Origin of the sequence: Novosphingobium resinovorum, assembly GCF_036352595.1 — a bacterium.
GTDB lineage: Bacteria > Pseudomonadota > Alphaproteobacteria > Sphingomonadales > Sphingomonadaceae > Novosphingobium > Novosphingobium resinovorum_B.
Window position 1 is genome coordinate 1 of the sequence record NZ_JAZFAX010000002.1, and the last position, 11,696, is coordinate 11,696.

Genomic DNA, 11,696 nt, shown 5'->3' on the forward strand with positions numbered 1-11,696 from the left:
CCGGGGCGTTCGTATCGAAACATGTTTCGAAATCAGTTTCATCTCTCACTGGTAACCTCGCCATTCATTGCGGCGAAACTTAACAACCTCGGAGCATCTGAAAATGTGGGGGATCTTTACCGCTTACGATACAACGTTACCGGCTGAATCCCGATCGTCCGGGCTCACTAGCCATCGCGGGTGAGCGCCATCACGTCGATGAAACGCCCGCGCGCATCGAAGCGGCAGCGAAAGCGCTTGATGCCACTCCGCCCCTGATCGGCGGTGCCGTCGATCGTGCTGCCGCCGTTGCGCCCGCGGATCAGACGCGCGGTGGCGATGTAGGCGGGCCTGACGCCATACTGCGCCGATGCCTCGCCGCGACAGTAAGCGGCCATGTTGCCCGGTGCGACAGGCTGCCCGGTGCCAGTCCCAGGACCAGGGCCCGGCGCTCCCGCCCCCGGCCGCGCCGTCACCGCCACCGACAGGCCGAAGTCCGCTCGCTCGCCGCGCCGTGCCGCACCCCGCATCAGATAGACCCGCAGCCGATAGTCGCCATTCGACGGCAGGCGGCCGACAAAGCGATTGCCACTCGTCGATCCGGTGAAGATCGCCACATCGCGCGATCCCGGCGGCAGCACGTTGAAGTAGGCCGAACGATTGGAACTGCTGAGCGACGCCGTCATCGCCTGCCCGGCCCTGGCCGAGAGCAGGTAGTCGATGGTCTGGTAGCCCTTGATCGTCCCGCGCAGGAGTGTCGAGCTTGCGCCCCGCGCGAACTGCACGCGCTCGCTGCGGACGGGTGCCTGCGCGACCGCCGGAACCGTCACGGAAACGAGCGCCGCTGCGCTCAGTATTGCCTGCCTGCTAACCATTGGAATGCTCCCACTGCGCGAGCCATGAAATTGAAGGCATCCGATTTATGGCATGATTACCCGTCAACATCATGACCATATTCGACACTTCATACAACAACACCGAAATGCCATCAAAATGTAGCCATGATCACAGAAAGTCATTCGGCAGTTAATATCCAGCAGTTCATGGTCGCTACGATCAAATTACGCTATGGCTACCTTCCGGTAGCAAACGCAGGGAGGAAAACGATGCCTTTCGAGCATTCCGCATCCGGTCTCACCATAAGCGCTCTGGCCATCGCCGCGATGCTTCTGCCCGCAGCCGCGCAGGCACAGGCGCCTGGCAACGTCTCGGACCTTGTCGGTGCACGCGCGGCGGGTGGCGAGAGCCAGCTTGAGAGCAGGGGCTTCACTCATATCAAGACCGATGAGGGCGATGACCGCAAGTGGGGCTACTGGTGGAACGGCTCGCGCAAGCAGTGCCTTTCGGTAGCGACGATGGATGGCCGCTTCGACAGCATCACCGAGACACCTTCGGTCGACTGCAACCAGAAGTCGGGCATTGGCTCCAAGGGTGCTGCCGTCGCCGCCGGTGTCGCGGCGGCCGCTCTGATCGGCGCGATCGCGCTGGCGCACAAGTCGCACAATCATGACAACGGCAAGCACTACGACGATGCGGGACAGGAAGCCGATTACGAGCGCGGCTATCGCGACGGCCTCTACAATCAGACCTATCACAACTATTCGCGCTCCGATCCGTACTCGCGCGGTTATGAAGGCGGGGTGGAGCAGCGCGGGCACGATACGAGCTACCGCAACGGCCACCATTCCGGCTCGGGCGGGTATCGTCCCTCGGTCAACGTCAACGATCTTGTCGGCGCGCGCGGATCGTCGGCCGACGGCGAGATGCGCGGGCGCGGGTTCGCCAATGTCGATGCCCTGCAGAGCGGCAATGCGTCCTACACGATCTGGTACAACCGCCAGACCCGCCAGTGCATCCAGATGGGCGTGGCGGACGGCCGCGTCGCGAACATGGCGGACATCCAGACGGCGCCCAAGTGCCGCTAGGACAGCAGATTGGGTGCGCGCGCCTTTAGAAGCGGCGGTGCTCCTGCCCATCAATCACGTCGCAGCTTCCTCGAAACGCATAAGGCGCGGTGCCCTGCACGCTGATCTGACCGCTGCGGCGGTTGATCGTCACCAGCGGCTTGTTGAGACCATTTAGACGGTACTTGGCCCGGATCACGTCCGGCCCCATCTCGACGTCATAAATATCCCACCAGCCATCATTGCCCCGGCTGTTGATGGGGGGAACCAGCTTCTTGGGCAGCCGGATGCGCCCGCCTCCGTCCCAGAACTGAAGCATCAGCGAGGCATCGAACTGCTGTCCGGTCATCTCGGTGCGGTTGCCGTAGTCGTATCGGTTTGTCCGCGCGTTCCACGACCAGCCATAGGTCGTCGAAACACCGCTACGCTGGCCGTCTCCAAAGCACACGAGCCCCAGATCGACGTTCTGATCGTTCACCTGAAAGCGATCGCGATCCTCGACATAACTTGGCGACTGGCGTTGCCCCGTGCTTGACCGAGCATAGCCGATGTCTGGATGATACCCACGGTCGCTATCCCCGTCACGCGCATCCGATCGAGTATGACCAGCGCTGTGACCGCAATCTGCGGGCAATGTGTCGGTGATCGAATCGTAGCGTCCATTCATCGTCGCCACAGTGACGCACTGGCGTTTGTCGCTATTCCACCAGGTGGTGTAGCTGCGGTCATCGCCTTTCTGGGTATTCACAAGGTCGTAGCCACGCGCCTTCATCTGGGATTCAGCGCCGGGCGCACGGGAGCCCACGAGATCAGCGAGCTCTGACGGGGCTTGCGCCAATGCAGCCTGTCCTACCAGCACCAAGGCAAGCCCACCTACAGCGATGATGTGGAATTTCACGAGCAGCTTCCTTTCCCGATCGAACAGCGTGGACTCGATTCTGAATGATTATCTATCCGATCTCGCGGACAATTTCATGAAGCAATTGCGCCCAGATCATTCAATCAAATTAGAAGATCGAAAGCTTCACACCATCAAAACGTGGCTATAACTCCGACCCTTTCCGGCCGCTCAGCCGCCGATTTTTCGTTCCCAGATGCAGTCGTTCTGCTTTCCCCCTCTGTATTCCGAAAAGTGGCCGTAATGGACCGGAGGATGCCCGGATGCTAACTCCGGATCGTCCTCATTCGCTTGGGTTTAGCCCACCTCGCGAGTGATCGTCATCTTCTAGGTGATGAGCGCGAAGCGCGATCTGTAAGAGCCGTAACCGGGTTCCGGCCCCCGCCACGCTGGGGGAGCCGGATGGCCTCGACTCTTCTGCAAGCCAATCAGGCTACAGTCTGCAGCCCGGATTGATCGTCCAGTTTCGCGCCCCGCATGGCCGCCGGGCGGTTTCGGCAACGCTCGACATAGGCATCAAGCGTATCGTCGGCCGGAAAGGCGTGACGACCGAAGGCAAGCGCACTGCCGATGAGCACGTCAGCCACGGTGAAATCGGCACCCATCATATAGGGCCCTTGCGCCAGTGCGGTGTGCAACCGCGCCAGCACGGCGTCACGATTGCGCTGCGGCTCCGGCGCTCCTTGGAGAGTGCCTGAAAGGCCCGCGAACAGCGCCTGCTCGAACTCTGTCGCATACCAAGCGATCCAGCCAAGATACTCGCCGCGGCGCGGATCACCGATTGCCGGCGCGAGTGCCGCCTGTTCAAACGCGTCGGCTAGGTAGAGCGCTATCGCCACCGACTCTGTGATCAGCGCGCCGTCATGGACGATCGCTGGCACGCGCTTGTCGGGATGCGGGTTCGCCGGGTCGGGCAGCCCTTCGCCGGTCATGGGGCGGAAGATCGAGACCGGCCGGATTTCGTAAGCAGCTCCCAATTCCTCCAGCAGCCAGATGATCCGGGATGACCGCGATTGCGGCGCGTGGAACAGGGTAATCATGGATGTCTCCTCGACAAGCTTTCGCCCCGACACCGAGTGCGGCGAGGCATTCCCCCTTGTATGGCCTCCTTACTGACAGCATTCTGTCAGCAGGAGGCCAGGGCATGCGCAGAGCAGACAGATTGTTCCAGATCATCCAGATTTTGCGCCGCTCGTCCCGCCCGGTGACGTCGGGCGAGATCGCCTGCGAACTGGAAGTATCGCAGCGAACGATCTACCGCGACATCGCGGACCTGATCGCCCAGCGGGTGCCTGTGCGGGGTGAGGCAGGCTTCGGCTATATTCTCGACGACGGCTTCGACATGCCGCCACTGATGCTGACGCCGGACGAAATCGAAGCGGCCGTGCTCGGCGCACAATGGGTCGCTGGGCGGGGTGACCCGGCGCTGGCGAACGCGGCGCGCGATCTGATCGCCAAGATTACCAGCGTTGTGCCTGCGCGGCTTCGCCCGATCATCGCCCATCCCGCGATCGGAACACGGCCCATTGCAACCCCGACACCGGACCGCATCGATCTGGCGCAAACCCGCTTATGGATCAGGGACGGTCGCAAGATCGAGATCGACTACCTCGACCAGCACGGCGCCAACACAGTGCGCATGATCTGGCCAATCATCTTGGGCTTTCTTGACGACACCCGCATGCTCGCAGCCTGGTGCGAGCTGCGTCAGGATTTCCGCCACTTTCGCGCTGATCGCATAGTGGCGGCCAGATTTGTCGACGAACGCTACGACAGTCGGCCGGGAACGCTCCGCCAGCGTTGGAAACGGGATATGGAAAAGAGGCGAAATCTCGAGGGGAAAAGTCGAGCCGCAAGCGCTGCATAGCACTCCGCCAGAACGTATTAACCCAAGTCAATTCTACCTGAGCGCACCTTGCACCCGTCGGACTGCGCCCCACCTATTGTGCAGCGCAACATAAATGGGCGCAGTTGCACCGGAACAGCGGCCCTGACCCGAAGGAATTGGCATGCGGAAGATTTCCGACACGATCAACAGGCTCGCAGCTCTGCGCTTGGCCGGAACCACAAATGGTTTTTCCGCAGTGAGCAGCCGCCTGACGCCATTGTTCGATTTCGGCTCGAACCCCGGCGCATTGAACGGACACGTCTACATCCCCCAAACGCTGGCACCGAACTCGGCGCTCATCGTCGTCCTGCATGGCTGTACCCAGAATGCAGGAAGCTACGACATCGGCGCGGGATGGTCGGATATGGCAGACCAGCACGGGTTTGCCCTGCTTTTCCCGGAGCAGCAGCGCCAGAACAACCCCAATCTATGCTTCAACTGGTTCTCGCCGGGAGACAACCGGCGCGATGCGGGCGAGGCGCTCTCGATACGGCAGATGGTCGCCGCCGTTACTGCTCGGCACGAGTTGGACCCCGCTCGCGTTTTCGTGACTGGCCTGTCGGCAGGCGGTGCGATGACGTCGGTCATGCTTGCGGCCTATCCGGAGATCTTCGCAGGCGGCGCGATCATCGCTGGTTTGCCCTACGGATGCGCCAGTACAGTCCCGCAGGCGTTCGACCGAATGCGCGGGCACGGTATGCCGAGCACTTCGCAGCTGTCGGCGCTGGTTCGTGCGGCTTCGGACTACAAAGGAACGTGGCCCACCCTCTCGATCTGGCATGGAACCGCCGATGCGACCGTGAGCTACGGCAATGCGCAGGCCATCATCGACCAGTGGCGGCCGTTGCACCGCACGCGCGCGGCGCCCGACCATGTCGAGGTTATCGGCGGCCATGGGCGCCGCGCCTGGACCGATGCATCCGGTCGCGAAGTGATCGAGGAATACACCATCCAGGGCATGGGCCACGGAGTCCCGCTCGACACCCTGAGCGAAGATGGTTTCGGAATGAGCGGTGCCTACATGCTGGAGGCGAACATTTCCTCGACGCTGCACATCTGCCGCTTCTGGGGACTGGTTCAAGCGAATGACAAAGGGGCTGCCAGGATTGTAACGAAGCCTGCGCCCGCCCCGCGCGAGCAGGCAGTGGCTTATGACGCGATCAGCAATGCAATGCCGCCGATTTTTGCACGTGGCACCTTCACCCATGGCCGAGATACCCATCGCGCCGGCGGCGTGCGCAAAATCATCGAAGACGCACTGCGGAGCGCAGGATTGATGCGATGATGGTCGGCGACCTGATAAACGCGTTCCCCCGAAGCGATTAATCAGGTCCAACGCGACCAACCCATCCACGGAATCAGAGCGAGGGGCTCAAAATCCGTAATGTCGGCGACTTCAAGCTATGGGATCAGTCGGCTGTCACGATCGAATGTTCAAGTCGCATGTCGTCGAGCAGATGTTCGATCGCAGCGCGCTGCGCATCTGTGCCGCTAGGCCTGACCTCCCAATTGCAATGGGGATGGGTCTTCGTGTCTCGCACGATGACCTTTCCAAGCGCCGGCCGCCATGTCTGCGAGGTACCACCTCTTTCCCGGATAAGGCGAGCTACAAGCAGGTGTTCAAGATCGGATGCCGTCATACCGACCGCTTAGCCGTTGTAGGCGGCTAATCAACCAGGGCTTTTCGCGCGGGCTTGACGGATCAACTGCAGGCATCGAGGACAAACTGCGGAACCGCAAACGTCGGTCCGGTCGGCGGTACCTTCACCGCAATTGGCTATCTTTACTGCCTCGTCGGTTGATGCGGGAATGGACGACAGTCTTATCGCGTAGCCCTTGGCAGGCTACGCAGGTACGTGCGCCCGGCAGGGCCTCGCGCCGACGCGCTGGGATGCTTTCCCCACAGTCTTCGCAATGCTCCAGCCCCTCGCCAGCGGGCATTCGCGCGCGGGCGCCGAGGACCGCGTCACTTACGGTGTCATCAATCTGATCTTGCACGGCGCCATCGCGCGACCATCCACCGGCCATAACCGTTTCCATTCATTTTCTTGGCCTGACGTGGGAACCCGAAGCGCGTGGTTCAATGCTAGGGTCAGGACCTATTAATTGGTTGCACGAGGCGTGAAGGGTTGATTCAAGGTTGCAGGAGGAATGCTGCCATGACCGACCTGCTGATGCTGACCGAAGCGCAGATGCGCCGGATCGAACCGTTCTTTCCGTTATCGCATGGGATACCTCGGGTGGATGATCGGCGGATATTGAGCGGCATCCTGTTCGTGATCCGCAATGGGCTGCGCTGGCGTGATGCGCCGGCCGGCTACGGGCCGCACAAGACAGTCTACAACCGCTTTGTCCGTTGGAGCCGGCTGGGCGTGTTCAACCGCATCTTCGCGGAACTGGCCAAGGATGGCGACGGCGTCCTGATGATCGACGCGACCCATCTCAAGGCGCACCGCACGGCTGCCAGCCTGCTCAAAAAGGGGCTCTACCCCGATGCATCGGGCGCAGCCGGGGCGGTCTGACGACCAAGCTCCATGTCATATGCGATGGGCGGGGGCGTCCGCTTCGACTGCTCCTCACCGAAGGTCAGCGCAACGACAATATCGGCGCCAGGGCGCTCGAACCGGTGTTACCTCAAGCCCGCGTGCTGCTCGCCGATCGCGCCTATGACAGCAACTGGTTCCGCCAGACGCTCGACCAACGCGGCATCACGCCCTGCATCCCGGCACACGCAAAACGCAAACACCGCCCGCCCCATGATCCCGTCCTCTATCGCCAGCGAAACCGCATCGAAAACATGTTCGCCCGCCTCAAGGACTGGCGACGCATCCACACCCGATACGATCGATGCGCAGACATCTTTCTCGCCGCCATCACCTTCGCTGCCATCTTCATCTTCTGGATCAATGAGTCCTGACCCTAGTCGCAGCGGGGTGGGCCTCAGCTCCGGAACACCACCGTCCGCGCTCCGTTCAGCAGCACCCGGTCCTCCAGATGCAACCGCACCGCCTCGGCCAGCACGCGGCGTTCGATGTCGCGGCCCTTGCGGACCATGTCCTCGGGCGTGTCGGAATGCGTCACCGGCTCCACGTCCTGATGGATGATCGGCCCTTCGTCGAGGTCGGCGGTCACGTAGTGCGCGGTCGCGCCGATCATCTTCACCCCGCGCGCGTGCGCCTGATGATAGGGCTTGGCGCCCTTGAAGCCCGGCAGGAACGAGTGATGGATGTTGATGCAGCGTCCCGAAAGGAAGCCCGCCATCTCGTCCGAGAGGATCTGCATGTAGCGCGCCAGCACCACCAGTTCCGCGCGCGTCTCGTCGACGATGGCGCGGATCTGCGCTTCCTGCGCGGCCTTCTCGCCCTTGACCATCGGCAGGTGGTGGAAGGGAATGTCCCCAAGCATCAGCGTGTTGATCGCCTCGCGCGGGTGGTTGGAGACGACGCCAACGATCTCCATCGCGATCTCGCCGATGCGGTGGCGATAGAGCAGGTCGGCGAGGCAATGGTCGAACTTGCTGACCAGCAGCAGGACGCGGCGCGGCCGGTCGCGGCGCTGCATCGACCAGGCCATGCCGTATTCGTGCGCGATCGGACCGAAGCCCTCACGGATGTCCTCGCGGTCCGTGGCGCCCGGATCGAAGGCCACGCGCATGAAGAAGCGGCCCTGCTCCAGATCGTCGAACTGCTGCGCCTCGGTGATGTTGGCGCCCATCTGCGCGAGATAGCCCGTCACCCGGGCGACGATGCCCGGACGGTCGGCACACGAAAAGGCGAGGATGAGCGGCTCGGCCATACCCTTGCCCCTTACGCCGCGACGGCGCCGCGATTGGTCAGCGCGGCCTCGCTCTCGGCCATGAGCGCGGCGATGATCTCGGCCACCGGCTCCTCCTTGCCGACCATGCCGACCGACTGGCCCGCCATGATCGAGCCGCTCTCGACGTCGCCGTCGATCACCGCGCGGCGCAGCGCACCGGCCCAGAAGTGCTCGATCTTGAGCTGCGCCTCGCCCATGTCGACCTCGCCCGCGTCCAGCAGGCGCGCGACTTCGATCTGCTTGGCGGTGAATTCCTCGGTGCCCTTGTTCTTGAGCGCGCGCACCGGGATCACCGGCAGGCGCGGATCGACCTGCACCGATGCCACCGCATCGCGGGCCGAGGCACGGAAGAACGCCTTCTTGAACGCTTCATGGGCGATCGATTCGCTGGCACAGGCGAAGCGGGTGCCAAGCTGCACGCCGGCCGCGCCCATTTCGAGGTATCCGGCGATCGCCTCACCCCGGCCGATGCCGCCCGCGACGAACACGAGGTTGTCGACGGCGAGGCTCGGCAGGATTTCCTGCGCCAGCACCGAAGTGGAGACGGGGCCGATGTGGCCGCCCGCTTCCGAACCCTCGATCACCAGCGCGTCCGCTCCCGAGCGCAGCAGCTTCTTGCCCAGCGCCAGCGTGGGCGCGAAGCAGATGACCTTGGCCCCGTTCGCCTTGATCGCCTCGACGCTGCCCTTGGGCGGAATGCCGCCCGCAAGCACCACATGCGTCACGCCGTGCTTCGCGCAGACGTCGATCAGGTCGAACAGCATCGGGTGCATGGTGATGAGGTTCACGCCGAAGGGCTTGGACGTCAGCGCCTTGGTGGCGGCGATCTCGGTGTCGAGCAGCTGCGGGGTCATCGCCCCGCAGGCGATCACGCCGAAGCCGCCCGCGTTGCTGATCGCGGAGACGAGGTTGCGCTCGGAAACCCAGGACATGGCGCCGCACAGGATGGCGGTCTCGGTGCCGAGGAATTCGCGGCCGCGCGCCATCAGCGCGGAAGTCTTGGTGTAAGCGGTCATGACGGTTCCATAGCCCGGATTTTTGTTCAGCCGTGCGCCATAGGGTGACGAACCGCCCCAGACAAGCGGCGAGCGACGGAACCGAATGCCGACAAATGCGTTTGGTTGCGGCACACTTGTTTAACAACGATAAAGGGGTCAATTCTTTCATGCGCCAGGACGATGAGCCACAAGGGGCCGTCACCACGCCTTCGGGCAGCCCGGCAAGCGGTCCGGATGCAAGACCGCAGCCGCATGATCCCATCGATGTGCATCTGTTCGAGGACATCCTCGAGTTGGAAGGTGGCCTGCGCCTGACGACCCAGGCAACCGCAGGCTTGGGAGCGCCCCGGGCTGGCGAAGTGGCTGCGCTTGGCCTTCGCCTCCCCGAGCCGGCCTCTTCGACGTTGCAGGAGCTTTCCGAACGGATCCGCACAGCAACCCAGGCGGGCGATCTCGGCGCCATCCGCGAAAGCCAGCTTGCCGTGATCGAGGCTCTGGCGGAACTGCGCTCGATGCTATGGTCGAAAGAATCCGAATAATAAGCGCCGAAATAATCGCCCGAGACGATTTCTCTTACATGTTCGTATAACTTCACTGACCCGGCGGGCTCCGATAGGTTTCTGGCATCGCCGCCCGATAATATGCCGGGCGGCCCTGCAAACCATGACCCAAGGAGCCTGCCATGACCGGATCGAACACGAACGAGCCCAAGTGCCCTTACGGCCACGGCGCCGCTACCCCGCTGACCACGCAGTTCGGCGCTCCCGTCGTCGACAACTCCAACTCCTACACCGCCGGGCCACGCGGCCCGCTGCTGATGCAGGACGTCTGGCTGATCGAGAAGCTGGCCAACCTCAACCGCGAAGTCATTCCCGAACGGCGCATGCACGCCAAGGGTTCGGGCGCATTCGGCACCTTCACCGTCACCGGTGACGTCTCGAAGTACACCCGCGCGAAGTTCCTCGCCGAGCAGGGCAAGCAGACCGAGCTGTTCGCCCGGTTCACCACCGTGGCCGGAGAACGCGGCGCGGCCGATGCCGAGCGCGACATTCGCGGCTTCGCGGTGAAGTTCTACACAGAGGAAGGCAACTGGGACATGGTCGGCAACAACACGCCGGTCTTCTTCGTGCGTGATCCCCGCCACTTCGCCGATCTCAACAAGGCGGTGAAGCGCGATCCGCGCACCAACATGCGCAGCGCGCAGAACAACTGGGACTTCTGGACCCTGCTGCCCGAAGCCTTCCACCAGGTCACTTACGTGATGGGCGATCGCGGCATCCCCAAATCGTACCGCCACATGGACGGGTTCTCCAGCCACACCTACTCGTTCTACAACGAGGCGGGCGAGCGGTTCTGGGTGAAATGGCACTTCAAGACCCAGCAGGGCCACGCGCACCTGACCGACGCCGAAGCCGCCGAAGTCGTCGCGGGCGACCGCGAGAGCAACCAGCGCGATCTCTACGAGGCGATCGAGCGCGGAGAGTTCCCGAAGTGGAAGGTCATGGTCCAGATCATGGACGAGGCCGAAGCCGAGACGTGCGGCTTCCACCCCTTCGACCTCACCAAGGTCTGGTCGCAGAAGGTCTATCCGCTGATCGAGGTCGGCATGATGGAACTGAACCGCAACCCGGAGAACTTCTTCGCGGACGTGGAGCAGAGCGCCTTCAGCCCGTCCAACCTCGTCCCCGGCATCGGCGTCTCGCCCGACAAGATGCTGCAGGCACGCCTGTTCGCCTATTCGGACGCGCAGCGGTATCGTCTGGGGGTCAACCACCACCAGATCCCGGTGAACGCGGCGCGCTGCCCGGTGTTCAACAACCACCGCGACGGCCAGGGCCGGGTCGATGGGAACTACGGCGGACTGCTGCACTACCACCCGAACTCATTCGACCAGTGGCAGGGCCAGCCCGAATTCCGCGAGCCTCCCTTGCGCCTCTCGGGCGCTGCCGACTTCTGGAACTTCCGCGAGGATGACGACGACTACTACAGCCAGCCGCGCGCGCTGTTCCAGCTGATGGACGATGCGCAGAAGGAGCGTCTGTTCGGCAACACCGCCCGCGCCATGGGCGATGCGCCGGACTTCATCAAGCAGCGCCACATCGACAACGCCACACGCTGCGACCCCGCCTACGGCGCGGGCGTGGCCAAGGCGCTGGGGATGAGCGTGAACCCCAACCTGTCGCCGCAGCCCGAACTGGCGGACTAAGCCGACG

General features: G+C 63.1%; 12 protein-coding genes. 6 read left to right on the top strand and 6 right to left on the bottom strand.

What is annotated here, in order from left to right; translation table 11 throughout:
- Positions 1 to 167: 167 nt before the first annotated feature.
- On the bottom strand, positions 168 to 854 hold the full coding sequence (locus tag V2S85_RS02980) for a hypothetical protein (RefSeq protein ID WP_330701391.1): 687 nt from the start codon (positions 852 to 854) through the stop codon (positions 168 to 170).
- A gap of 231 nt (positions 855 to 1,085) precedes the next feature.
- Between V2S85_RS02980 and V2S85_RS02985 the strand changes: the two genes are divergently transcribed.
- Positions 1,086 to 1,904, top strand: a complete 819-nt coding sequence (locus V2S85_RS02985; protein WP_330701392.1) for a hypothetical protein — start codon at positions 1,086 to 1,088, stop codon at positions 1,902 to 1,904.
- A 25-nt stretch (positions 1,905 to 1,929) separates the two neighbouring features.
- Here V2S85_RS02985 and V2S85_RS02990 read toward each other — a convergent pair whose 3' ends face one another.
- On the bottom strand, positions 1,930 to 2,781 hold the full coding sequence (locus V2S85_RS02990) for a hypothetical protein (RefSeq protein ID WP_330701393.1): 852 nt from the start codon (positions 2,779 to 2,781) through the stop codon (positions 1,930 to 1,932).
- Positions 2,782 to 3,209: 428 nt separating this feature from the next.
- Positions 3,210 to 3,821, bottom strand: a complete 612-nt coding sequence (locus tag V2S85_RS02995; RefSeq protein WP_330701394.1) for a glutathione S-transferase family protein — start codon at positions 3,819 to 3,821, stop codon at positions 3,210 to 3,212.
- Positions 3,822 to 3,943: 122 nt separating this feature from the next.
- Between V2S85_RS02995 and V2S85_RS03000 the strand changes: the two genes are divergently transcribed.
- Both V2S85_RS03000 and V2S85_RS03005 read left to right on the top strand, forming a co-directional pair.
- Positions 3,944 to 4,648, top strand: a complete 705-nt coding sequence (locus tag V2S85_RS03000) for a YafY family protein (RefSeq protein WP_330701395.1) — start codon at positions 3,944 to 3,946, stop codon at positions 4,646 to 4,648.
- A 142-nt stretch (positions 4,649 to 4,790) separates the two neighbouring features.
- Positions 4,791 to 5,954, top strand: coding sequence for a PHB depolymerase family esterase (locus V2S85_RS03005; protein ID WP_330701396.1), 1,164 nt, complete (start codon positions 4,791 to 4,793; stop codon positions 5,952 to 5,954).
- Between the two features lie 479 nt (positions 5,955 to 6,433).
- Here the strand turns inward: V2S85_RS03005 and V2S85_RS03010 are convergent, their stop codons facing one another.
- Positions 6,434 to 6,697: a DksA/TraR family C4-type zinc finger protein gene (locus tag V2S85_RS03010; RefSeq protein ID WP_330701629.1), complete on the bottom strand. Its 264-nt coding sequence runs from the start codon at positions 6,695 to 6,697 to the stop codon at positions 6,434 to 6,436.
- Between the two features lie 131 nt (positions 6,698 to 6,828).
- Between V2S85_RS03010 and V2S85_RS03015 the strand changes: the two genes are divergently transcribed.
- A protein-coding gene (locus V2S85_RS03015) for an IS5 family transposase (protein ID WP_330701397.1) occupies positions 6,829 to 7,586 on the top strand; the annotation gives its coding sequence in 2 pieces (ribosomal slippage) (positions 6,829 to 7,156 and positions 7,156 to 7,586; 759 coding nt in all).
- A 23-nt stretch (positions 7,587 to 7,609) separates the two neighbouring features.
- Here the strand turns inward: V2S85_RS03015 and purU are convergent.
- The gene (purU, locus tag V2S85_RS03020; protein WP_330701398.1) at positions 7,610 to 8,464 is read right to left on the bottom strand and encodes a formyltetrahydrofolate deformylase; all 855 of its coding nucleotides are present in this window, start codon (positions 8,462 to 8,464) and stop codon (positions 7,610 to 7,612) included.
- An 11-nt stretch (positions 8,465 to 8,475) separates the two neighbouring features.
- Positions 8,476 to 9,501: a nitronate monooxygenase gene (locus tag V2S85_RS03025; RefSeq protein WP_330701399.1), complete on the bottom strand. Its 1,026-nt coding sequence runs from the start codon at positions 9,499 to 9,501 to the stop codon at positions 8,476 to 8,478.
- Between the two features lie 95 nt (positions 9,502 to 9,596).
- Between V2S85_RS03025 and V2S85_RS03030 the strand changes: the two genes are divergently transcribed.
- Both V2S85_RS03030 and V2S85_RS03035 read left to right on the top strand, forming a co-directional pair.
- A complete protein-coding gene (locus tag V2S85_RS03030) occupies positions 9,597 to 10,022 on the top strand; it encodes a hypothetical protein (protein ID WP_330701400.1) in 426 nt (141 codons plus the stop codon).
- A gap of 143 nt (positions 10,023 to 10,165) precedes the next feature.
- On the top strand, positions 10,166 to 11,689 hold the full coding sequence (locus V2S85_RS03035; RefSeq protein ID WP_330701401.1) for a catalase: 1,524 nt from the start codon (positions 10,166 to 10,168) through the stop codon (positions 11,687 to 11,689).
- Positions 11,690 to 11,696: the final 7 nt, after the last annotated feature.

What these genes read in the sequence shown, in the direction of transcription:
- V2S85_RS02985 (WP_330701392.1), top strand. Translation starts at nt 1,086, where the DNA reads ATGCCTTTCGAGCATTCCGCATCCGGTCTCACCATAAGCGCTCTGGCC.
- V2S85_RS03030 (WP_330701400.1), top strand. Translation starts at nt 9,597, where the DNA reads ATGCGTTTGGTTGCGGCACACTTGTTTAACAACGATAAAGGGGTCAAT.
- V2S85_RS03025 (WP_330701399.1), bottom strand. Translation starts at nt 9,501, where the DNA reads ATGACCGCTTACACCAAGACTTCCGCGCTGATGGCGCGCGGCCGCGAA.
- purU (WP_330701398.1), bottom strand. Translation starts at nt 8,464, where the DNA reads ATGGCCGAGCCGCTCATCCTCGCCTTTTCGTGTGCCGACCGTCCGGGC.
- V2S85_RS02995 (WP_330701394.1), bottom strand. Translation starts at nt 3,821, where the DNA reads ATGATTACCCTGTTCCACGCGCCGCAATCGCGGTCATCCCGGATCATC.
- V2S85_RS03035 (WP_330701401.1), top strand. Translation starts at nt 10,166, where the DNA reads ATGACCGGATCGAACACGAACGAGCCCAAGTGCCCTTACGGCCACGGC.
- V2S85_RS02980 (WP_330701391.1), bottom strand. Translation starts at nt 854, where the DNA reads ATGGTTAGCAGGCAGGCAATACTGAGCGCAGCGGCGCTCGTTTCCGTG.
- V2S85_RS03005 (WP_330701396.1), top strand. Translation starts at nt 4,791, where the DNA reads ATGCGGAAGATTTCCGACACGATCAACAGGCTCGCAGCTCTGCGCTTG.
- V2S85_RS03010 (WP_330701629.1), bottom strand. Translation starts at nt 6,697, where the DNA reads ATGGCCGGTGGATGGTCGCGCGATGGCGCCGTGCAAGATCAGATTGAT.